Source organism: Morganella morganii (assembly GCF_019242955.1).
Taxonomy (GTDB): Bacteria; Pseudomonadota; Gammaproteobacteria; order Enterobacterales; family Enterobacteriaceae; genus Morganella; species Morganella sibonii.
This window is the reverse complement of record NZ_CP066129.1, coordinates 2,966,201-2,989,542: the sequence shown is the minus strand read 5'-3', so window position 1 is coordinate 2,989,542 and position 23,342 is coordinate 2,966,201. Positions and strand designations below refer to the sequence as shown.

Annotated in this window: 19 protein-coding genes, 1 tRNA gene and 1 pseudogene; 16 read left to right on the top strand and 5 right to left on the bottom strand. The window is 51.4% G+C overall.

Annotated elements, in window-relative coordinates:
• The 4 genes and pseudogenes from ubiI to gcvP all read left to right on the top strand — a co-directional run bounded on the left by ubiI (position 1) and on the right by gcvP (position 6,048).
• Positions 1-1,236 (top strand): FAD-dependent 2-octaprenylphenol hydroxylase, encoded by a 1,236-nt coding sequence (ubiI, locus tag JC793_RS14270; RefSeq protein ID WP_218426488.1) that lies wholly within the window; start codon positions 1-3, stop codon positions 1,234-1,236.
• A 305-nt stretch (positions 1,237-1,541) separates the two neighbouring features.
• Positions 1,542-2,636 carry a glycine cleavage system aminomethyltransferase GcvT gene (gcvT, locus tag JC793_RS14265; RefSeq protein ID WP_054425106.1) on the top strand — a complete coding sequence of 365 codons (1,095 nt, stop codon included), beginning with the start codon at positions 1,542-1,544 and terminating at the stop codon, positions 2,634-2,636.
• A gap of 55 nt (positions 2,637-2,691) precedes the next feature.
• On the top strand, positions 2,692-3,087 hold the full coding sequence (gene gcvH / locus JC793_RS14260; RefSeq protein WP_004238339.1) for a glycine cleavage system protein GcvH: 396 nt from the start codon (positions 2,692-2,694) through the stop codon (positions 3,085-3,087).
• A 169-nt stretch (positions 3,088-3,256) separates the two neighbouring features.
• Positions 3,257-6,048 (top strand): annotated as a pseudogene (gene gcvP, locus JC793_RS14255) (aminomethyl-transferring glycine dehydrogenase).
• A gap of 60 nt (positions 6,049-6,108) precedes the next feature.
• On the opposite strand, the gene JC793_RS14250 reads toward gcvP, so the two are convergent.
• Both JC793_RS14250 and ygfZ read right to left on the bottom strand, forming a co-directional pair.
• Positions 6,109-6,714: an HD domain-containing protein gene (locus tag JC793_RS14250; protein WP_218426487.1), complete on the bottom strand. Its 606-nt coding sequence runs from the start codon at positions 6,712-6,714 to the stop codon at positions 6,109-6,111.
• A gap of 78 nt (positions 6,715-6,792) precedes the next feature.
• Positions 6,793-7,776: a tRNA-modifying protein YgfZ gene (ygfZ, locus tag JC793_RS14245; protein WP_218426486.1), complete on the bottom strand. Its 984-nt coding sequence runs from the start codon at positions 7,774-7,776 to the stop codon at positions 6,793-6,795.
• 328 nt (positions 7,777-8,104) lie between these two features.
• Between ygfZ and JC793_RS14240 the strand changes: the two genes are divergently transcribed.
• Both JC793_RS14240 and JC793_RS14235 read left to right on the top strand, forming a co-directional pair.
• Complete coding sequence (locus JC793_RS14240) at positions 8,105-8,341, top strand: succinate dehydrogenase assembly factor 2 (RefSeq protein WP_046894613.1); 237 nt, start codon at positions 8,105-8,107, stop codon at positions 8,339-8,341.
• Between the two features lie 148 nt (positions 8,342-8,489).
• Positions 8,490-8,897, top strand: a complete 408-nt coding sequence (locus JC793_RS14235) for a protein YgfX (protein WP_046894463.1) — start codon at positions 8,490-8,492, stop codon at positions 8,895-8,897.
• 5 nt (positions 8,898-8,902) lie between these two features.
• On the opposite strand, the gene fldB is transcribed toward JC793_RS14235, so the two are convergent.
• Complete coding sequence (gene fldB / locus JC793_RS14230; protein WP_107678965.1) at positions 8,903-9,421, bottom strand: flavodoxin FldB; 519 nt, start codon at positions 9,419-9,421, stop codon at positions 8,903-8,905.
• A 133-nt stretch (positions 9,422-9,554) separates the two neighbouring features.
• Here fldB and xerD point away from each other — a divergent pair, with 133 nt between their 5' ends.
• From xerD to JC793_RS14195, 7 genes are all read left to right on the top strand, one after another.
• A complete protein-coding gene (gene xerD / locus JC793_RS14225; RefSeq protein ID WP_046894461.1) occupies positions 9,555-10,469 on the top strand; it encodes a site-specific tyrosine recombinase XerD in 915 nt (304 codons plus the stop codon).
• A gap of 12 nt (positions 10,470-10,481) precedes the next feature.
• Positions 10,482-11,174 (top strand): bifunctional protein-disulfide isomerase/oxidoreductase DsbC, encoded by a 693-nt coding sequence (dsbC, locus tag JC793_RS14220; protein ID WP_052926858.1) that lies wholly within the window; start codon positions 10,482-10,484, stop codon positions 11,172-11,174.
• Positions 11,175-11,196: 22 nt separating this feature from the next.
• The gene (gene recJ / locus JC793_RS14215; protein WP_218426485.1) at positions 11,197-12,930 is read left to right on the top strand and encodes a single-stranded-DNA-specific exonuclease RecJ; all 1,734 of its coding nucleotides are present in this window, start codon (positions 11,197-11,199) and stop codon (positions 12,928-12,930) included.
• Between the two features lie 104 nt (positions 12,931-13,034).
• Positions 13,035-14,133 (top strand): peptide chain release factor 2 gene (gene prfB, locus JC793_RS14210; RefSeq protein WP_096862115.1). Its coding sequence is split into 2 segments (ribosomal slippage): positions 13,035-13,109 and positions 13,111-14,133, totalling 1,098 coding nucleotides; the frame shifts between segments, so codons are not numbered across the junction.
• Between the two features lie 9 nt (positions 14,134-14,142).
• Entirely contained in the window at positions 14,143-15,660 is a 1,518-nt protein-coding gene (gene lysS, locus JC793_RS14205; RefSeq protein ID WP_218426484.1) for a lysine--tRNA ligase, read from the top strand.
• Between the two features lie 104 nt (positions 15,661-15,764).
• A tRNA-Gly gene (locus JC793_RS14200) sits at positions 15,765-15,838 on the top strand.
• Positions 15,839-16,097: 259 nt separating this feature from the next.
• Positions 16,098-16,991 (top strand): LysR family transcriptional regulator, encoded by an 894-nt coding sequence (locus tag JC793_RS14195; RefSeq protein ID WP_218426483.1) that lies wholly within the window; start codon positions 16,098-16,100, stop codon positions 16,989-16,991.
• 34 nt (positions 16,992-17,025) lie between these two features.
• On the opposite strand, the gene JC793_RS14190 is transcribed toward JC793_RS14195, so the two are convergent.
• Both JC793_RS14190 and JC793_RS14185 read right to left on the bottom strand, forming a co-directional pair.
• Positions 17,026-18,015, bottom strand: coding sequence for an aldo/keto reductase (locus JC793_RS14190; protein WP_218426482.1), 990 nt, complete (start codon positions 18,013-18,015; stop codon positions 17,026-17,028).
• Between the two features lie 25 nt (positions 18,016-18,040).
• Entirely contained in the window at positions 18,041-18,892 is an 852-nt protein-coding gene (locus JC793_RS14185) for an aldo/keto reductase (RefSeq protein WP_218426481.1), read from the bottom strand.
• Positions 18,893-19,493: 601 nt separating this feature from the next.
• On the opposite strand from JC793_RS14185, the gene JC793_RS14180 reads away from it, so the two are divergent.
• The 3 genes from JC793_RS14180 to speF all read left to right on the top strand — a co-directional run bounded on the left by JC793_RS14180 (position 19,494) and on the right by speF (position 23,302).
• Complete coding sequence (locus tag JC793_RS14180; RefSeq protein WP_160316261.1) at positions 19,494-20,000, top strand: tetratricopeptide repeat protein; 507 nt, start codon at positions 19,494-19,496, stop codon at positions 19,998-20,000.
• Positions 20,001-20,644: 644 nt separating this feature from the next.
• Complete coding sequence (speFL, locus tag JC793_RS14175; RefSeq protein ID WP_107678959.1) at positions 20,645-20,752, top strand: leader peptide SpeFL; 108 nt, start codon at positions 20,645-20,647, stop codon at positions 20,750-20,752.
• Positions 20,753-21,130: 378 nt separating this feature from the next.
• Positions 21,131-23,302: an ornithine decarboxylase SpeF gene (speF, locus tag JC793_RS14170; RefSeq protein WP_218426480.1), complete on the top strand. Its 2,172-nt coding sequence runs from the start codon at positions 21,131-21,133 to the stop codon at positions 23,300-23,302.
• Positions 23,303-23,342 lie beyond the last annotated feature (40 nt).

Here is a 23,342-nt window from a genome sequence, read left to right as displayed (position 1 = left end):
ATGCAGTCATATGATGTGGTAATTGCCGGTGGCGGCATGGTCGGGCTGGCTCTGGCCTGTGGTCTGCACGGCTGCGGGCTGCGTATTGCGGTAATTGAAAAACAGGCGCCGGATACCCGTTTTGATCCGCAGGCGCCGTTTGCTGTCCGGGTCTCCGCCATCAACAGCGCCAGTGAGCGCTTACTGGCGCGGCTGGGCGTCTGGCAGGACATTCAGGCCAAACGTGCGGCACCGTACCAGGGTATGGAAGTGTGGGATAACAACAGCTTCGGCCGTATCGCGTTCAGCGCGGCGGAAGCCCATTGTGAACACCTCGGCCATATTATTGAGAATGATGTGATCCGCAACGCGCTCTGGGAGCGGGTTCAGACATTGTCTGATGTGACGCTGCTCACCGGTACGCAAATCCGTCAGGTGGTGTGGGGCGAAAACGATGCTTTTATCACCCTGGAAAATGACGATATGCTCACGACCCGCTTAGTGGCAGGCGCAGACGGTGCAAATTCCTGGCTGCGCCAGCATGCGGATATCCCTGTTTCGTTTTGGGATTATGAGCATCACGCACTGGTCGCTACCATCCGCACAGAACTGCCGCATGAGAATGTGGCGCGACAGGTTTTCCACGGTGACGGTATTCTGGCATTTCTGCCGCTGCCGGATGCTCACCACTGCTCGATTGTCTGGTCACTGCCCGGACTGACCGCACAGCACTGCCTGGATCTGGATGAAACCGCGTTTAACCATAAACTGGCGGCGGCGTTTGATCTGCGTCTCGGTCTGTGTGAGGTTGTCAGTGAACGTCGGGCGATCCCGCTGACCGGCCGCTATGCCCGCCAGTTTGCCGCGCCGCGTCTGGCACTGCTGGGGGATGCGGCTCATACCATTCATCCGCTGGCCGGACAGGGAGTGAACCTCGGCTTTATGGATGTGGCGGAGCTGATTGGTGAAATCCGCCGTCTGACTGCCGAAGGCAAAGATATCGGCAACTATTTCTGGCTGCGCCGTTTTGAACGTCGCCGCAAACAGAGTGCCGCAATGATGCTGGCCGGGATGCAGGGCTTCCGTGAGCTGTTCGACGGCAACAATCCGGTGAAAAAACTGGTCCGTGATGTCGGCCTGGTGCTGGCGGATACACTGCCGGGCGTAAAACCGGCACTGCTGCGTCATGCCCGCGGGCTGAGTGATATGCCGGACTGGCTGTGTGAACCGACGCCGGCATCAGCTGAAAAAATCTAATTTAAGGCCTTTTTTCACATTAGTTTTATTCATAATGCACTAAAATTTAATTGGTCGATCCGGCCGGTGTTTTAGTGCATTCCCGCCGCTTAATTCAAAACTATCACCTGTTAATCCTTTTTTGCGCCTCAGGGCTCAGAATGGCAGATGAAAAATCTGCATACTGACGGCTCATATTTTTCCGCCCGCGTACACGGTCACAATTTTTTCTTATGGTTCCGTTTGTGATTCGGTGATAACGTCAGGAAAAGGGTATCGTTTGCGCGGTACACGCTGCGCACTATGTCTGACTGAAAGGGGATAGAATGGCACAACACACACCACTGTCCGGTGAGCACGTTGCCTGCGGGGCAAAAATGGTGGATTTTCACGGCTGGATGATGCCGCTGCACTACGGCTCCCAGATCGAAGAGCACCACAATGTCCGCAATGACGCCGGTATGTTCGATGTTTCCCATATGACAATCGTCGACTTTCATGGTCCGCAATGTCAGCAGTTCCTCCGTTATCTTCTCGCCAATGATGTGGCGAAACTCACCGAAAAAGGCAAAGCACTGTACACCGGGATGCTGAACGCGTCCGGCGGTGTGATTGACGATCTTATCGTCTATTACTTTGCGGATGATTTTTACCGGTTGGTGGTGAACTCTGCCACCCGCGAAAAAGATCTGGCGTGGATTGACGAACATCGCAAAAACTTTGCTGCTGAGATGACAGTCCGCGATGATTTGGCGATGATTGCGGTTCAGGGTCCGCATGCCAAAGAAAAAGTCGCGACACTGCTGAGTGAAGAGCAAAAGGCGGCTGTTGCCGGAATGAAGCCGTTTTACGGCGTACAGAGCGGCGATTACTTTATCGCCACGACCGGCTACACCGGCGAAGAAGGCTATGAAATCGCACTGCCCGCAGAGCAGGCCGCTGACCTGTGGAAAAAATTGCTGGCTGCCGGTGTGAAACCGGCCGGATTAGGGGCGCGGGATACCTTACGCCTTGAAGCAGGCATGAATCTTTACAGCCAGGAGATGGACGAAACCGTTAATCCGCTGGCGGCAAATATGGGCTGGACCATTGCCTGGCAGCCGGAAGACCGGAATTTTATCGGCCGTGAGGCACTGGAAAAATTCCGCCGCGAAGGTACTGAAAAACAGGTCGGACTGGTGATGCGCGAAAAAGGCGTACTGCGGGCTGGCATGGAAGTCCGCTTTACCGATGAGCTCGGCAAACAGCAGACCGGCGTTATCACCAGCGGTACATTCTCCCCGTCACTGGGATTCAGTATCGCGCTTGCCCGTGTTCCGCAGGGGATCGGTAATACCGCTATTGTACAGGTGCGCAACCGTGAAGTGCCTGTTGAGGTCGTGAAACCGGGATTTGTCCGTAACGGCAAAGCACTGGTCTGAATAACCTTTTTTTATTGTTAAATTTTGAGAAACCCGATAACAGGAGCCGTTGGCGATGAGTAATATACCTGAGAATCTGAAATACACAGAAGATCACGAGTGGGTTCGCCATGAGAGTGGTGATGAGTATGTGGCAGGGATCACCGATTACGCGCAGGAACTGCTGGGTGATGTGGTATTTGTTGAATTACCGGAAGTCGGTGATGAAATCACATTTGGTGAAGCATTCGGTACTGTTGAGTCGGTAAAAGCAGCATCAGATCTGTATGCGCCGGTCACCGGCACCGTTATCGCCGTGAATGAGGCGCTGGAAGACAGCCCGGAACTGGTAAACAGCGAGCCGTATGAAGGCGGCTGGATGATCCGCATTAAAATCACGGACCCGGATGAGTTTGCCGGTCTGATGGACGCAGCCAAATACGCAGAACTGCAGGCTGAAGAAGAAGACTGACGGATTAGCGGAACCCTGTTTGTAAGCAAACAGGGTTTTTTTTCGGGTTTTTATTGAATCAGATAATGTCAGGAACCGGAGAACGATGACTCAAACGTTAACTCAGCTTGAAAACCGCGGTGAATTTATCCGCCGTCATATCGGCGCATCCCCTGAACAGCAGCTGCATATGCTGAAAACAGTCGGTGCGGCGTCACTCGAAGATCTCACCCGTCATATTGTCCCTGACGATATTCAGCTGGATATCCCGCCTGCGGTCGGCGAAGGGGCAACCGAACAGGATGCGCTGGCAGAACTGAAAACCATTGCCGGCCTGAATCAGCAGTTTACCTCTTATATCGGCCAGGGCTATGCACCGACGATTCTGCCGCCGGTAATTTTACGCAATCTGCTGGAAAATCCGGGCTGGTATACCGCGTACACGCCGTATCAGCCGGAAATCTCCCAGGGCCGTCTGGAAGCGCTGCTGAATTTCCAGCAGGTGACTATCGATCTGACCGGTCTGGAACTGGCGTCCGCCTCACTGCTGGATGAAGCGACCGCGGCGGCGGAAGCCATGGCGATGGCAAAACGTGTCAGTAAAAAGAAAAATGCCAACCGCTTTTTATTGCGGATGATGTGCATCCGCAAACCCTGGATGTGATCCGCACCCGTGCTGAATACTTCGGTTTTGAACTGACCATTGACAGTGCGGAAAAAGCCCTTGATTACGATGACGTGTTTGGTGTGCTGTTGCAGCAGACCGGCACCGGCGGGCAGCTCCATGATTACCGTGACTTACTGGCTCAGTTACATCAGCGTCAGGTGATCACCAGTGTGGCAGCCGATATTATGGCACTGGTACTGCTGGAAGCGCCGGGCAAACAGGGCGCGGATATTGTCTTCGGCTCAGCCCAGCGTTTTGGTGTGCCGATGGGTTACGGCGGCCCGCATGCCGCTTTCTTTGCCTGCCGCGATGCTTACAAACGCGCCATGCCGGGACGTCTTATCGGGGTATCCATTGATGCCGCCGGTAACCGCGCACTGCGCCTGGCACTGCAAACCCGCGAACAGCATATCCGCCGTGAAAAAGCGAACTCCAATATCTGTACCTCTCAGGTTCTGCTGGCGAATATCGCCGGGATGTATGCGGTCTACCACGGCCCGGAAGGTCTGAAACGGATTGCCGGGCGCATTCACCGCCTGACGGATATCCTGGCGAAAGCCCTGACAGATGCGGGTCTGCGTCTGCGCAATACCACCTGGTTTGATACCCTGACCATTGAGGTGCAGGATAAAGCTGCTGTTCTGGCCCGCGCCAAAGCCGCGCGCATCAACCTGCGTACCGATCTGCCGGGTGCCGTTGCGGTAACCCTGAGCGAAACCACACAGCGTGAGTGCCTGGAAAATCTGTACGCGGTACTGACCGGACAGGAAGCACAGTGGGATATCGATACACTGGATGCACAGGTTGCCGCATCCTCTGAATCTATTCCTGCCGCGCTGCGTCGTGAAGGGGAAATTCTGAAGCATCCGAACTTCCGCAGCTATCACAGCGAAACGGATATGATGCGCTACCTGCACAGCCTGGCCCGTAAAGACCTGGCGCTGGATCAGGCGATGATCCCGCTCGGCTCCTGCACCATGAAACTGAATGCAGCTGCGGAGATGATCCCGATCACCTGGCCGGAATTCGGTAACATGCACCCGTTCTGTCCGCCGGAGCAGGCGCAGGGCTATCATGTGATGATAGAACAGCTTTCCCGCTGGCTGGTGCTGCTGACCGGCTATGACGCCATGTGCATGCAGCCGAACTCCGGCGCACAGGGGGAATATGCCGGGCTGGTGACTATCCGCCGCTATCAGGAAAGCAAGGGTGAAGGGCACCGCACTATCTGTCTGATCCCGCAGTCCGCTCACGGTACTAACCCGGCCTCAGCCAATATGGCGGGGATGGAAGTCGTGGTGGTGGCCTGTGATGAAGACGGCAACATTGACCTGGCTGATTTACGGGCGAAAGCAGAACAGCACAGCGAAAACCTGTCCTGTGTGATGATCACCTATCCGTCCACCCACGGGGTATATGAAGAAGGTGTGCGCGAAGTCTGCGATATTATTCATGAATTCGGCGGTCAGGTGTATCTGGACGGCGCAAACATGAACGCACAAGTTGGCGTAACCACACCGGGCTTTATCGGTGCGGATGTTTCTCACCTTAACCTGCATAAAACCTTCAGTATTCCGCACGGCGGCGGCGGACCGGGTATGGGACCGATTGGTGTGAAAAAACACCTGGCACCGTTTGTACCGGGACACACTATTGTGACCTCTGATCTGCTGACCTCTCAGGGCGCGGTATCTGCCGCACCGTTCGGCAGTGCCTCTATTCTGCCGATCAGCTGGATGTATATCCGCATGATGGGTGCTCAGGGGCTGCGTCAGGCCAGTCAGGTGGCGATCCTCAATGCTAACTATATCGCGGCACGGCTGAAATCCGCTTACGATGTACTTTATACCGGCCGTAATGGTTATGTGGCACATGAATGTATTCTGGATATCCGTCCGCTGAAAGCGAAGTTTGGTATCACCGAGATGGATATTGCCAAGCGCCTGATTGACTATGGCTTCCATGCACCGACGATGTCGTTCCCGGTCGGCGGCACACTGATGGTGGAACCGACAGAATCCGAAAGTCAGACGGAACTGGATCGCTTTATTGATGCCATGCTGGGTATTCGTGCGGAAATGGAGCGGGTAGGCAGCGGTGAGTGGACAGCGGAAGATAACCCGCTGGTGAATGCCCCGCATATCCAGACTGAGCTGGCCGCAGAGTGGTCACACCCGTACAGCCGTGAAGTGGCGGTATTCCCGACGCAGTCCACCCGCGACAACAAATACTGGCCGACGGTTAAACGGCTGGATGATGTTTACGGTGACCGTCACCTTCAGTGCTCCTGTGCACCGATGAGTGATTACGAGTAACCGGTAAACGGTAAACGATAAAGAAAAGGCCGGTTGTGTTATCACAACCGGCCTTTTTTATCAGCGCAGCCAGCCTTTCTGCTTCGCGGTATCCAGTTCGGCACGCAGCCATGCCCAGAATGCCGGATGTACATCCGCGATAAATTTCGTGCGATCAATCACCTGTTCCAGTGAAATGTTATTTTCCACCCAGCTCTGACCGTTGTTGTGCAGATTCATCAGTACCGGCATTACGCGGTCGATCATGTTGGCGATACGAGCTTCGCGGGTTTCTGCTGCATCATACTCATTCCACAGCACCTGAAACTCACCGGCCTGCGGCTGCGGCAGCAGACCGAAAATCCGTTTTGCGGCAGCGACTTCTTTTTCTGCGACCGCTTCACGGGCGGCCAGGTCAAAGACCAGCACATCACCGGCGTCAATTTCCACCACATCATGCAGCAGTGCCATTTTCAGGATGCGCAGCATATCCGCATCCTCAACATACGGCGCAAACGCCATTGCGGTTACAGCAAAATGCCAGCTGTGTTCAGCGGAGTTTTCCTGACGTTCATTGTTCAGCAGGCGGGTTTTGCGGTAAACGCTTTTGAGCTTATCCAGCTCCATAACAAAGGTAATTAACTGAGAAAAAGGAATGACTTTCTGTGCAGCAACAGCTGATGACATAACAACCTCAATACAGACTCATACAGAATACCCCGGACGCAGAGACAGGGAGTCGCTGCGCCGGGTGGTGACGGGAAATCAGGCTTCTTCAGTAAAGGAGTACGGCAGCGGGAAGAGACTCAGGCGGCTTTCTTCATCTTCACGGATACGGAAGACAGCCTCTTCCTCCGTATCATTATTCATCACAATCTGCACCAGAACACGTTCATCACTCAGGCGGACAGCGGCCAGGATAGTCCCGGTACGGCGCCAGTTTTCACCTAACTGACGTTCGGCATCATCACCGGCGACCGGCACATGGCGGCTGTGGCCGATAAGTGTGAACATAGCGCGTTTGTTGGCACCGCGGAATTTGGCGCGGGCCACCATTTCCTGCCCGGTATAACAGCCTTTCTTAAAGCAGATACCCCGCGGCAGGGATTGCAGGTTTGTTGCCTGCGGCAGAAATTCATTCACTGTCGCCGCATCAATCACGGCGTAACCGGCTTCGATATCCAGCGCGGTCCACTGAGTATCAGCAGCGGACGGCAGGGACAGGGTGTCCGCTAAGGCATTTGCCTGCTCTGCGGAGTGGATCAGAATAAAACGCCCCTGCGGCAGCGGCAGATACAGCAGTGTGGTGTCATTGCTGCTGACAACCTGACTGTCAGCATCCGGTATAGCGCTGAAGTGCGGCTGTAAGGCGTCTGCTGCGCCGTGGCCGGCAATTCCGGTCAGTACAGCGCTATCATCAGCGGCAATCGTAATTTTGGAGAAAACGGCATATTTTTTCAGTTCCGCAAGCTGGGTATCCAGCGCACTGCGGCGGATAAGGTAGGCGTAGCCGTCCTTATAATGAAACAGACGCAGGTCACTCCACATTTTTCCTTTGGCATCGCAATGTGCACACAGCACATGCTGATCATCAGCCAGGGCGTCGATATCGGCGGTAACCTGACCCTGAAGGTATTTCTGACTGTCCGGCCCTGTGATAGTGACCAGCGCCAGATCACTGAGGGCAACGCGTGTTAAAGGCAGAGAATCACTCAGTTGCGGGAGTAATGCGGTTGTTTCTGTGTTCATGATGTTTTACCTGTCCGGAGAGCTGTGCAATGTATGGTAAAAGAGATAACAGACATTGCAAGAGAATATTATTGACCCTTTGTGTGATGCGCTGCGTGCGGAGTGATAATGAAATCCGCTGCTGCGGATAACCGGAATTTTTCCGCCTGTGCCGCATTTTTCTCCGGCATGTGCGGCAGACGATTTTCTTTATTGTCAGGGCTTGGTAGGCTACGCTGATATCATCAGTGATGTTTACCGGTCTGATAAACCGCTTCTCAATAAAAAGGATATACCGGTGTTAGATATTGAAAATAAAGCCCGCATCCACTGGGCCTGCCGTCGCGGCATGCGGGAACTGGATATTGCGATTATGCCGTTTTTTCAGCATGAATATGACACGCTGACCGATGGTCAGAAACAGGATTTTATTCAGCTGCTGACCTGCCCGGACCCGGATCTGTTTAACTGGCTGATGAATAAAGGCCGCCCGGATGATGAGGCGCTGTATCAGATTATCCGGCTGATTCAGGAACGTAATCAGGCACGGATGGCGGCACAGAATTCGGCATATTATCCGGACTGACCGCCGGGGAACGTAATAACCGGTCACAGTTATTCCATAGGAAACCGGGGCGGAATACCGTATATTTTCCGGCTGACGGGCCCGGGAAAACCGGGTTTTCAGCCGGACAGCGGATGCTGTCATTGTGTCAGGATACAGGGGGCAGGCCGTGGTTTTATGGAAATCAGTATTACGTGTCTCATTTAAGACTCAGGTCTTTTCAACGCTGATTTACGGTGTGCTGGTGCTGAGCGTATTATTTGCGCCCTGGCCCGGCAAAACGTCATTTATCTGGCTGCCGCTGACACTGCTGCTGATAGCGGGCTGGGGACGGACACAGTATAAAATCAGCAAACGCGCCGGTCCTGCAAGTCTGCAAAACCATAACCGGATTTTGTGGCGTAAAAGTGAATGGGAGATCACCAAACCGCCGTATATCACACGGCTTGGTATCCGTCTGCATCTGCGCTCACTGACATCCGGGCGGCAGAAATACCTGTGGATAGCCTCTGACAGTGTCCCGGCCGAGGCATGGAGCAGCCTTAATCAGCTGCTTTTGCAGTATCCGGATATCTGACCCGTTCACAGCAGCTCCTGTACTTCCTCAAGCACCTGCATGCACCATGTGGCGATACGCTCTTCGCTCTCGTCATACTGATTGACATCATCAAGTGCCAGCCCGACAAAGTGTTTGCCGTCCGGCGTCAGGGCTTTCGGGCTGGTGAAGGTATAACCATCCACCGGCCAGTAACCGGCAAATTTCACCCCGGATGATTGCAGCTGCTGATGCAGATAACCCAAAGCGTCCAGGAACCAGTCGCTGTAATCCACCTGGTCACCCATGCCGTACATGGCGACAATTTTTCCCGATAAATTCAGCTGCGGCAACTGATCCCACACCGCCAGCCAGTCTTCCTGGATTTCACCGAAATCCCAGGTCGGAATACCGAGGATCAGCACCGGGTAGCTTTCCATCAGTTGCAGATCTGTCTCTTTCACATCATGGAGTTCAACGAGATCATCACCTAAAATATCACGGATTTTTTCAGCTGCCATTTCGGTATAGCAGGTGCTGGAACCATAAAAAAGACCAATTTTCATCTGTTTATTCTGCTGTGTATCAGGTAAAAAATGAAAGCACGCTGCGTCTGTCCGCTGCTTTCATCACAGGATTACGGTATTGTAACAGAAGATAAGTTAATTCTGACACGGGAATTCAAACGGGAGGTCAGCGGTGAAGGACGCCGTACAACACAGCGAAAGTGATGCACTGACAGAGCAGTTTCTTGATACTATCTGGCTGGAACAGAATTTATCGGAAAACACCCTGGCATCCTACCGCCTGGATTTGCAGGCACTGGCGGACTGGCTGGCACCGCAGGATTTGGACTGGTTATCACTGACCACCCTTGATTTGCAGGCTTTTCTGGCAGACAGACTGGATCGCGGTTACAAAGCCACCAGTTCGGCGCGGATGCTCAGTTCGCTGCGCCGGTTTTTCCAGTATTGCTACCGCGAAAAACTGCGGACGGATGACCCGACCATTCAGCTGTCGGCACCCAAACTGCCCGCCCGGCTGCCGAAAGATTTAAGTGAAAGCCAGGTGGATGACCTGCTGGCGGCACCGGATGTTACCGATGCTCTCGAACTGCGCGATAAAGCCATGCTGGAGGTACTCTACGCCTGTGGTCTTCGCGTGACGGAACTGGTATCACTGTCTCTGCCGGATGTCAGTCTGCGTCAGGGGGTGATCCGCGTGATCGGTAAAGGCAATAAAGAGCGCCTGGTGCCGATGGGGGAAGAAGCTGTCTACTGGCTGGAGGTCTATCTGGCACAGGCCAGACCGGCGCTGCTGAACGGACAGGCCGCAGATGTGCTGTTTCCGAGTAAGCTCGGGCGGCAGATGACGCGGCAGACATTCTGGCACCGTATCAAACACTATGCGGTGGTGGCAGGGATTGCGACAGAAAAACTTTCACCGCACGTGCTGCGCCATGCCTTTGCCACCCATCTGCTCAATCACGGGGCGGATCTGCGGGTGGTGCAGATGCTGCTGGGGCACAGTGATTTATCCACCACGCAAATTTATACCCATGTCGCGACGGAGCGGTTACGCTCGCTGCATCAGCAGCACCATCCGCGCGGCTGATAAGGAAAGAGTATGCTGAAAATTGTATCATCCGCACTGGCAGCTCTGCTGGTGTTCTGTCACGGCGCGGTTGCCGGGGAAAACGAAATCAAAGCAGCGCTGGGCAAAATGGACATGACCGCCACCATGATCCGTCCGTCACCGGTACCCGGTGTCTCATCGGTTGCCACTGCACAGGGTGTTTTTTATATCAGCGATGACGGCCGTTATCTGCTGCAGGGGCCGATGTTTGATATGAGCGGTAAAACCCCGAAAAATATCACCAATAATGTGCTGCTGGAGGAACTGAACAGTCTTGAAAATGAGATGATCATTTATAAATCTCAGCGCGAAAATCATGTTATTACGGTCTTTACGGATATCACCTGTCCGTACTGCCTCAAACTGCATAATGAAAATAAAGCTTTAAACGATAAGGGAATTACCGTCCGTTATCTGGCGTTTCCGCGCAAAGGGCCGGAATCTGCGGTCGGGCGGGAGATGCAGTCTGTCTGGTGTAACGGGTTTAAAACCAAAGCGCTGGACGGTGCGTTCCGTAATGAGCCGATCCCGCAGATAGACAGCTGTAATATTGATATCAGTAAACACTATAATCTCGGCCTGAAATTCGGCATCACCGGCACCCCGGCGATAGTCCTGGAAGACGGAACACTGATTGCCGGTTACTTATCTGCGGATAAAATTGCTGAATTAGTAAATAAATAATTAATAGCATAATCAGGTTGTTATGATAAAAACAGAACTCCGCCGCCGCGAAGCAGCGGATTACACCGCACTGCTTGCCCCTGACCGCTCTGAGCTGTTATGCCGTCTGTATGCCGCCAGAGGGATTACCTCCGCAGAGCAACTGGAACGCGGTGCCCGCGGACTGCTTAATTACGGTCAGCTCAGTGGTATCGATCAGGCCGTCGCATTACTGAAAGAGGCACTTCATCAGAATCAGCGGATTGTGATTGTCGGCGATTTTGACGCTGACGGTGCGACCAGTACCGCACTGTCTGTCCGTGCACTGCACCGGATGGGCTTCCGGCAAGTGGATTTTCTTGTCCCCAACCGTTTTGAGGACGGCTACGGGCTCAGCGCTCAGGTGACAGAGCAGGCCCGCCGCAAAGGGGCGGAGCTGATTATGACAGTGGATAACGGCATCTCCTCTCATGACGGTGTCGCCGCTGCTCATGCCGCCGGAATCCGCGTGATTGTGACCGATCACCATCTGCCGGGGGAAATCCTCCCGCCGGCGGAAGCGATTATTAACCCGAACCTGGCGGATTGTGGTTTTCTCTCCAAATCCCTGGCGGGGGTCGGTGTGACCTTTTACCTGATGTCTGCGCTGCGGGCATCGTTGCGGGCGGACGGCTGGTTTGCACAGCAGAATATTGCCGAGCCGAATCTGGCGGAACTGCTGGATCTGGTGGCGCTGGGCACCGTGGCGGACGTAGTGCCGCTCGATCAGAATAACCGGATTCTGGTGCATCAGGGGCTGAACCGCATCCGTGCGGGACGCTGCTGTGCCGGGATCACCGCACTGCTGGAAATCTCCAAACGGCAGGCATCCGCACTGGTCGCGAGTGATTTGGGTTTTGCTCTCGGGCCGCGTCTTAATGCAGCGGGCAGGCTGGATGATATGTCAGTCGGCGTCGAACTGCTGCTGACCGATGATATGGCGAAAGCGCGTATGCTGGCGCATGAACTGGACGGCCTGAATCAGACCCGGCGCGAGATAGAGCAGGGGATGCAGCAGGAAGCGCTGACGCTGTTCAGTAAGATTGAGCACAGCACCACAGAAATGCCGTCGGGTATTGCACTGTATCATCCGGAATGGCATCAGGGCGTGGTCGGTATTCTTGCTTCACGTATCAAAGAGCGCTATCACCGCCCGGTAATTGCGTTTGCTCCCTGTGGTGACGGCCTGCTGAAAGGCTCGGGACGCTCAGTGAGCGGTCTGCATCTGCGGGATGTGCTCGAACGGCTCGATACCCTCAATCCGGGAATGATGGCCGCATTCGGCGGTCATGCAATGGCTGCCGGGCTTTCTCTGCCGGAATCCTGTTTTCCTGATTTTCAGCATAAATTTGCCGCGCTGGTAGATGATATGATCGACCCGGGCCTGCTGCACGGGGTCATCTGGAGTGACGGGGTGCTGCCGCCTCAGGAGATGACACTGGAAACTGCCGGGCTTCTGCGCGAAGGCGGGCCGTGGGGTCAGGGTTTCCCGGAGCCGTTGTTTGACGGTACATTCCGTCTGCTGCAACAGCGCATCGTCGGTGAAAAACACCTGAAAGTGATGATCGAACCGGAAGGCGGCGGTCCGCTGCTTGATGGTATCGCTTTTAACGTTGATGTAAATTACTGGCCGGACAACAGTGTGCAGCGGGTTCGCCTCGCCTACAAACTGGATGTGAATGAGTTCCGCGGGCAGCGCAGTGTGCAGTTACTGATAGAACATATCTGGCCGGATTAATTTTAGTCCGAAAGGGGGTTGCAGTGCTGTCATGATGACCGGATTTTCGTTACAATGTACAGTTCTCACATTATTACCTGACAATCAACAAAAAGATAAAAGACATGTTTGAAATTAACCCGGTAAAAAATCAGATCCAGGATTTGACTGAACGTACTTCGGTGCTTCGGGGGTATCTTTGACTACGATGCCAAGAAAGAGCGCTTAGAAGAAGTTAACGCTGAGCTGGAACAGCCTGACGTCTGGAATGAACCTGAACGTGCCCAGGCACTCGGTAAGGAACGCGCCTCTCTGGAAGCCATCGTGGAAACGATTGATGACCTTGACCAGGGGCTTGAGGATGTCAGTGGTCTTCTGGAACTCGCTGTCGAAGCGGATGACGAAGAAACCTTTAATGAAGCTGTTGAAGAGCTGAAAGGGCTGGAGGATAAACTCGGCCAGCTGGAATTCCGCCGGATGTTCTCCGGTGAATATGACAGCGCTGACTGCTACCTCGACCTCCAGGCCGGTTCCGGCGGTACAGAAGCTCAGGACTGGGCAAGCATGCTGCTGCGTATGTATCTGCGCTGGGCAGAAAGCCGCGGCTTTAAAACCGAAATTATTGAAGAATCCGACGGTGATGTGGCCGGTCTGAAATCGGCAACGGTTAAGATCATGGGCGAATATGCCTACGGCTGGCTGCGCACAGAAACCGGTGTTCACCGTCTGGTGCGCAAGAGCCCGTTTGACTCCGGCGGCCGCCGCCATACCTCGTTCAGTTCCGCGTTTATTTATCCGGAAGTGGATGATGACATTGATATCGAAATCAATCCGGCGGATATCCGTATCGACGTTTACCGCGCCTCCGGTGCCGGTGGTCAGCACGTCAACAAAACGGAATCTGCGGTACGTCTTACCCATATTCCGACCGGGATCGTCACTCAGTGTCAGAATGACCGCTCGCAGCATAAGAATAAAGACCAGGCTTTCCGTCAGATGAAAGCAAAACTTTATGAATATGAAATGCAGAAGAAAAACGCCGATAAACAAGAAATGGAAGATAACAAATCCGACATCGGCTGGGGCAGTCAGATCCGTTCTTATGTACTTGATGATTCCCGTATTAAAGATCTCCGTACCGGTGTGGAAACGCGTAATACTCAGGCAGTATTAGACGGTGATCTGGATAAATTTATTGAGGCCAGCTTAAAAGCGGGTTTATAAGGATTAAAAATGTCACAAGATCAACACAGTGCTGAGCAGGCACCTGATTTAAATAACGAATTAAAAACGCGCCGTGAAAAACTGGCACAACTGCGTGAGAAAGAAGCCGTTGCATTCCCGAATGATTTCCGCCGTGACGCGGTATCCGGTGAGCTGCATGAGAAGTATGGCGAAAAAAGCGCGGAAGAGCTGGAAGCCCTGAATATTGAAGTGGCGATTGCCGGCCGTATGATGACCCGCCGTATCATGGGTAAAGCCTCTTTCGCCACCTTACAGGACACTGCGGGTCGTATTCAGATCTACGTTTCCCGTGATGATCTGGCGGAAGGCGTGTACAACGAATCCTTTAAAAAATGGGATCTGGGCGATATCCTCGCGGCACGCGGTAAGTTATTTAAAACCAAAACCGGTGAGCTGACTGTCCACTGTACTGAAGTCCGCCTGCTGACCAAAGCACTGCGTCCGTTACCGGATAAATTCCACGGCCTGAATGACCAGGAAACCCGCTACCGCCAGCGTTATCTGGATCTTATCGCCAACGATGAATCCCGTAACACCTTCGCGATGCGTTCACGTATCCTGGCTGAAATCCGCAAGTTCATGGTGAACAAAGGATTTATGGAAGTGGAAACCCCGATGATGCAGGTGATCCCGGGCGGGGCGAGTGCGCGTCCGTTTATCACTCATCATAATGCGCTGGATATCGATATGTATCTGCGTATTGCGCCGGAACTGTATCTGAAGCGTCTGGTGGTCGGTGGTTTTGAGCGTGTGTTTGAAATCAACCGTAACTTCCGTAACGAAGGGGTTTCTCCGCGTCACAATCCTGAATTCACCATGATGGAACTTTATATGGCGTATGCCGATTATAAAGACCTGATTGTGCTGACCGAAGAGCTGTTCCGCACCATCGCGCAGGATGTGCTGGGTAACCCGGTCGTGAAATACGGTGACCAGGAGTTCGATTTCGGCAAACCGTTTGCCAAACTCACCATGAAAGAAGCTATCTGCAAATATCGTCCGGAAACCAATATGGCGGATCTGGACGATATGGATAAAGCGGTTGCTATCGCGAAATCCCTGAATATCAAAATTGAAAAATCATGGGGTCTGGGCCGCGTACAGTGTGAAATCTTCGAGGAAGTGGCAGAAAGCCACCTGATCCAGCCGACATTCATCATTGAATATCCGGCAGAAGTCTCTCCGCTGGCACGCCGTAATGACGACAATCCGTTTATCACTGACCGCTTTGAGTTCTTTATCGGCGGCCGTGAAATCGGTAACGGTTTCTCCGAGCTGAACGATGCGGAAGATCAGGCAGAACGTTTTGCCGAGCAGGTTCGTCAGAAGGATGCCGGTGATGATGAAGCGATGTTCTATGACGAAGACTATGTTGTCGCGCTGGAGCACGGTCTGCCGCCGACAGCGGGTCTGGGTATCGGGATCGACCGTATGGTTATGCTGTTTACTGACAGCCACACTATCCGTGACGTTATCCTGTTCCCTGCGATGCGTCCGGGCAAATAATCATTGCAGTAAATGAATACGGAGCCTCACAAGATTGTGGGGCTTTTTTTTCACTATCCTCTTGATATACAAGCTGACCGGCGTATAATCTCACACATCCTGATGCGGGCGTAGTTCAATGGCAGAACGAGAGCTTCCCAAGCTCTATACGAGGGTTCGATTCCCTTCGCCCGCTCCAGACTCAAGTCTCCTGAAGTCTGCCAAACTCAATTTCCCCTTGATAAATCAGCAGTTATAGCAATCTGTTAGTCTGTTGAACTCAATTGTACCCCTTGCTGAGAGGTACTCCCAATGAAGTTAACTGCTCGTCAGGCTGAAACTGTAAAGCCGAAAGAGAAGCCCTGCAAATTTGTCAGTAATGGAGCTAAAATGATTGCGTCTATAAATACCCTTTATGAGCACGTGCTGAAGGGAATGTCTCCATAAGGAAATCGCTGATGCTGAAAGAAAACTTCAACGAACTGCAAATTTTTCTTGTGGTAGCGAGGGAACGAAGTTTTACCAAAGCAGCGGGTAAACTGGGCGTTTCTCAGTCTGCACTCAGCCATGCGGTGAAGGCCCTGGAGGAAAGGCTGAATATCCGCCTTCTGACCCGCACGACCCGAAGCGTAGCCCCTACAGAGGCCGGTGAGCGAATTATTGCCTGCCTTGAACCGCGTATTGCTGATCTTGAGCAGGAGCTGGAATCGCTTGTTCAGCTGAACGGCACCGCCTCCGGCAATATCCGTTTATCTGCCGGGGAGCATGCCGCGCGAACCCTGGTATGGCCGAAGCTAAAACCCTTCCTCAGGGAATATCCGGAAATTAATCTCGAACTGGTGGTGGATAATGGCTTTGTCGATATTGTTGAAGGGCGTTTTGATGCCGGGATCCGCCTGGGTGAAAGTGTGGATAAGGATATGATTGCGGTAAGAATTGGGCCGGACATGAGAATGGCAGTGGTGGGAGCTCCGTCCTATTTTGCCGCTAACCCCGCGCCTGAAGCTCCGCACGAGCTACAAAATCACCGTTGTATCAATATGCGGCTGCCAACTGCCGGAGGACTTTACCACTGGGAGTTTGAGAAGGATGGGAAACCGTTACGGGTCAGAGTGGAAGGGCAGGTCACGTTTAATCTGCAGGCTGAAAGGATTGATGCGGCGTTATCCGGTTTTGGCATCGCCTGTATACCCGAAGACAGAGTGCAGGATTATATAAAGTCAGGAGAGCTTATTCAGGTTCTGCAGGACTGGTGTCCGTCTTTCCCCGGATATTATCTTTACTACCCGAGCCGTAAGCAGCATCCGCCCGCTTTTGCGCTGATGATCGATGCGCTTCGCTGCCGGGAATAACGGGTCCGCCATTCGCTGCGGACCCGCCCGGGTACTAACGGTCCACGCGAGCCTGATGTTCAGGGGAGTAACGTTCGCCGACGATTTTAATCGTTTCAAGCGCCTTGGTTATCTGTCGCGAATCATCCTGTGAAAGGATGATGTCGGCAGCCCCCAGGTTTTCTTCCAGCCGGTGTAGTTTAGTAGTGCCGGGGATAGGAACAATCCACGGCTTTTGTGCCAGCAGCCATGCGAGCGCGATTTGTGCAGATGTCACTCCTTTCTCTGCCGCCAGTTCACCCAGCAATGAGACCAGCTTTTCATTGGCTTCAATTGCCTGCCCGGCGAAACGCGGCACTTGGCTTCTGTAATCATCCTTGCCAAAAGTGGTTCCCGGCTTAATAGACCCCGTCAGGAAGCCTTTGCCTAATGGGCTGAAGGGAACGAAACCAATGCCCAGTTCCTCCAGTAACGGCAGGATCTCCTGCTCAGGCTCGCGCCACCACATGGAGTATTCGCTTTGCAGTGCAGTGACCGGTTGTACGGCATGCGCACGACGAATGGTTTGAGCACCCGCTTCGGACAGACCGAAATGTTTGACCTTGCCTTCCGCGATCAGGTCTTTCACCGTTCCCGCAACATCTTCAATGGGCACATCCGGATCGACACGGTGTTGATACAGCAGATCAATGACATCAATTTTAAGGCGGCGTAATGATCCTTCCACTGCTTCACGGATATGCTCCGGACGGCTGTTTAAAATCTGCTGCTTGTTGTCGTCGCCAAAAGTAAAACCAAACTTAGTGGCGATAACCACGCGGTCACGAAATGGTTTTAAGGCCTCACCGACAACTTCTTCATTAAGGAAGGGGCCATACACTTCCGCGGTATCGAAGAAGGTGACGCCTCGTTCAACCGCTGCGCGAATGAGCCCGATAGCCTGACGGGTATCGGTCGCCGGGCCGTAGCCATGACTGAGGCCCATACAACCGAGTCCAAGTGCGGAGACTTCGGGTCCGGATTTACCCAGATAACGTTTTTGCATTGAATGAATACCTCTTTTTTGTGGCTTAAACATCAAGTTTGCGGCCGGTCAGCCATTCCACCATCGCCGGGTCGCGGTGAGAGAAGAAGGCGCTGGTTGCGGTATCGAGTGCTGTAATTTGCAGCATATCTTCAGAACTGAGTTCAAAACCGGGAATGTTGATGTTCTCTTTCATACGTTCTTTTCTCACCGATTTGGCCAGTGAAACGATGCCCCGCTGGAAGATCCAACGCAGAACCACCTGACCCGCGCTTTTGCCGTACTTCTGACCAATCGCCGTTAACACCGGGTGCCGGAACAGACCATTTTTGCCTTCAGCAAACGGTGCCCAGGCCTCCGGCTGAATACCACGGCTTTGATTCCATGGAACCGCATATAGCTGCTGGTTGAAGGGGTTAACTTCAATCTGGTTCACCGCAGGGGTCACTTTGTTGAAGGCGATAAGGTCGGCCAGCCGGTCTGGATGGAAGTTGCTGACGCCAATGGCGCGAATTTTTCCTGCCTGCTGCAGTTCTTCCATAGCACGCCATGCCCCATGGACATCACCGTAAGGCTGGTGAATCAGATACAGGTCAACGTAGTCAAGTTGCAGCCGATTCAAAGAGCGTTCGAACTGTGCTTTAGCGCCTTCGTAGTTAGTATCCTGCAGCCATAGCTTGGTCGTTACAAAGAGCTCGTTACGGGCGATACCGCTATGTTTCAGTGCGTTACCGACCCGGGTTTCATTCTGGTAAGACGCGGCGGTATCGATCAGGCGGTATCCCGTATCGATGGCATCAATAACGGCTCTTTCGCATTCAGCGGCATCAGACATCTGAAACACACCAAAGCCCAGCAGGGGCATTTCAATACCGTTGTTCAGTTTTACAGTGTGCATGACGTTATCCTTCAGCGGTTGTACCGGAAAAGCATAACGTAAAATGATTTATTCGATTAGGCAGGGTAATTAGCTAGGGTTTATCAGATGTGTTCATTAATTCAGAGGGGGATTATGGCCGGCTTTGTATCTGGAGCGGACCTTAACTTCACTGGTATTTTATTCTTCCGGCGCACGCATTTCTTCAGAAAGCCAATCCCTCAGAGCCCGGACTTCAGGGGGATCCTGAGAGCCGGTACGATAAACCAGATCGTATCCTCACTCAGCTTTCAGTTTGTACTGTGGAAACGGTACAACCAGCCTGCCCGCAACTGTATCATCTGCAATCAGAACACTGCGCCCCCGGTGCCACACCGCGATGTGCGCTGAGGTAACCCGGACTACAGACCGGGTAACTTTTTCTTCGGGGATGAGTTCACTCCTGCAAAGTACCGCACGGCCTTTTTCAGAATATCCCGCTTTTTCTCAGTACGCTTAAGCTGCGCTTTCAGCCTGAGGAGGGTATCCGGTAAATCCTGCGCATGAGTGGTTTACGGAACATGATGTTTATGCTCATATCAGGGGATATGCGGTCAGAATAAAATAGATGGACAGACAGAATATGAAAATTTTTACATGGTTATTTCTTTATTTTATTGCGGCTGAATCTTTCGCTGCTGTTGATTATGACGCTATGTTAGCGGAAATCAGGAGTAAGCCTGAATACATCCTGTTGCTCCCCGACGCTCAAAAAGGAGACCCGGTTGCTCAAAAAAAGATCGGAGATATATATAATGAAGGTGATGGCGTTTTTGCGTTCCCGGCTCAGGCACTTTACTGGTATGAAAAAGCCGGAATGCAGGGGAATTTAACTGCTCAGATACAGGCCGGTGACTTCTATTATTCAGGAACAGGTGTTCATAAAAATTATTTTCTTGCAAAAAAATGGTATGAAAAGGCCGCTAATCAGGGAAATGCAAGGGCACAAATAAGCCTTGGTAATTTATATTCCACAGGTGGTTCTTTTTTTCCGAAAAATAAACTAAAAGCGAAAAAATGGTATAGCAAGGCTTGTGAGTCAGGGTCTTTTGCAGGTTGTAATTTAAAAAAATCAATTCAGGATAAATGAATATCGTGTTCTGTGTTTGCGGAGTCTGATGTACTGTGCCGCTGCCGCTGCCGCTGCCGCTGCCGCTTCGTGCTGAACAGATATCCTTGTCCCGCGCTTTACCGGCTTTGGTCCGATAGCCTGCCTCATTAATCCGTTCCGCAGTGACACGCCCGCTATCCGCTCTCTCAGACAACACCTGATTCACCACAGCGACGATTGCTGGTTTAATGAATAATTATTCAAAAATAACACTTTATTAATTTTACGAGTTTTCCGGTCATAAAATAGTATTTTCTATAATTTACTGTTTTTGCATCTTAATTTAAAATTAAACTATTGGTGCTATTTGATTAAATATATATATCGTGATTGTATTTTATTGTCTTATAAATAATGAATATAGACCGGATCACTATATTATCAAAAAGTTAGTTATTATCTCTAATATAGACGTAGTAACTATATTAAATATGTATTTATTTTTTAATTTACGTCAATAATATATACAACACGGTATTAACAAAATGCATTTTCATACCAGATAATATTGGTTAAATATATTTTTAAGATTATTATTTTGATGTATATCACGGTATGGTATTTATACTTGGTTATATTGATAATTGTTCGTCAGATAGTCTTAATTTTAAACAGGTGCAAAAATGGAAAACAATAACCGATTTTGGCCGCATATAAGACGTGTCACACACCTTATGATGTTCTCACATCGCTCGTGTTTTGATTTTAATCGTTTTAATGCGCAAAGGTAGTTCCTCTACTGACATCCATGACGTTGTCTGCATATTGCCATCGTATGGATCGTCGACCTCTTTCTCATTATATCCCGCATTTATGTGAGGATATACTGAATTCTGATTGATAATTCATACTCTGGTTTTCATGCATATCAATGTGCAGGTAAATAGCTTTCGTCATTTCCGGCTGCGGCAAAAAAGCCCTTGCTGAGACAGTGAAAGCCGTCAGCCCTGAGCATTGTTTTGACATACGTAATGGCATAAAGAGAAATGTGATTTTTTAACTCAATAATATATTGAGGGAACAAACTCGCATTTATGAAAATAAATAACTGAAATATTTTTTCTGAATATTTTAGCGGGATTTTTTTGCCAAAAATAAAAGGTATGAAAATGAAAAGTTATAAAATAGCTGTCAGCTATGATATGTCTGACTATATTTCAACACACCGGGAATGTGTGGATATCCTGAATACAGATTTTACTGATGTTGCTGTAATCGTTATTTCACTTGATGATATCCGCGACGGAAAGCTGGATTTTATTGAGCAGCACAGTTTTGAACAGCCGGTTTTTGCTGTAATCAGTGATCACGAAGTCATTCCGGCAGATATCATTACACGGTTAACCGGTGTGATTGATTTAAATAAAAAGAACGGTGAATTATACAGTAAGCAACTGGAAACAGCGGCGCTGAAATATGAAGAAAGTCTGTTACCGCCATTTTTCGGCAGTCTGAAAAAATATGTTGAGCAGGGCAATTCAGCGTTTGATTGTCCCGGACATCAGGGCGGGGAGTTTTTCCGCCGTCACCCGCTGGGTAACCAGTTTGCTGAATATTTCGGTGAAAATTTATTCCGTTCTGATTTATGTAACGCGGATGTCTCCATGGGGGATCTGCTGATTCATGAAGGGGCTCCGTGCGCGGCACAGCAGCATGCGGCGAAAGTCTTTAATGCGGATAAAACCTATTTCGTCCTTAATGGTACGTCGTCTTCAAATAAAGTGGTGCTTAATGCCTTACTGGCGCCGGGTGACCTGGTATTATTCGATCGTAACAACCACAAATCAAACCATCACGGCGCATTAATACAGGCAGGGGCAACACCGGTTTATCTGGAAGCGGCGCGCAACCCGTTCGGATTTATCGGCGGGATTGATGCTCACTGTTTTGAGGAAGATTATCTTCGCGGCTTAATTAAAGAAGTCGCACCTGAACGAACCGGTGAAAAACGTCCGTTCCGCCTGGCCGTTATTCAGCTGGGCACATATGACGGGACAATTTATAACGCACGTCAGGTTGTCGATAAAATCGGTCATTTATGTGACTACATTTTATTTGATTCCGCCTGGGTTGGTTATGAGCAGTTTATTCCGATGATGAAAGATTGTTCTCCGCTTTTGCTGGAGCTGAATGAAAATGATCCCGGAATTCTGGTTACACAATCAGTCCATAAACAACAGGCCGGTTTCTCTCAGACATCTCAGATCCATAAAAAAGACAGCCATATTAAAGGCCAGAGCCGTTATGTGAATCATAAGCGTCTGAACAATGCCTTTATGATGCATGCTTCCACCAGCCCGTTCTATCCGCTGTTTGCCGCTCTGGATGTGAACGCCAAAATGCATGAAGGGAAATCAGGTAAGCGTTTATGGATGGACTGCGTGAAAACCGGGATTGAAACCCGTAAGCTGCTGCTGAAATCCTGCCAGCATATCCGTCCGTTCATTCCGGAAACTATTGACGGCCGTTCATGGGGCGATTTTGATACTGATGTGATCGCCAATGATCTCCGGTTCTTCAATTTTGTGCCGGGTGAGCGCTGGCATGCCTTTGAGGGATATGAACAAAATCAGTATTTTGTTGACCCGTGCAAATTACTGCTGACAACGCCGGGGATTGATGCCAAAACCGGTAATTATGAAACGTTCGGTGTGCCGGCAACGATTCTGGCTAACTATCTGCGTGAAAATAATATCATTCCTGAAAAATGCGATCTTAACTCCATTCTGTTCCTGCTGACGCCTGCCGAGAGCATGGCAAAAATGCAGCATCTGGTGGCTCAGATTGCCCGTTTTGAGCAGTTACTGGAACAGGATGCGCCGCTGAAAGAGGTGCTGCCGTCTGTATATCATGCGCATGAAGCCCGTTATCAGGGGTATACCATCCGTCAGTTATGTCAGGAAATGCATGATATGTATGTGAAGTTTAATGTGAAACAACTCCAGAAAGAGATGTTCCGCAAATCACACTTCCCGCAGGTCAGCATGTTGCCGCAGGCAGCGAATATTGCGTTTGTGCGCGGTAATGCGGAACTGGTTGCAGTGGATCAGATTGAAGGCCGTATTGCGGCTGAAGGTGCTCTGCCTTATCCGCCGGGGGTTCTGTGTGTGGTTCCGGGGGAAATCTGGGGCGGCTCTGTGCAGCAATACTTCCTGGCGCTCGAGGAGGGGATTAACCTCTTCCCTGGATTCTCACCGGAATTACAGGGTGTGTATATCCGCTGTGACGAAGATGGCCGTCAGCGGGCATACGGCTATGTAATTAAACACTGCGTTCGTTAATTCGTGCATGACGGAGCGCGGATGAGCGTGCTCCGTCAGC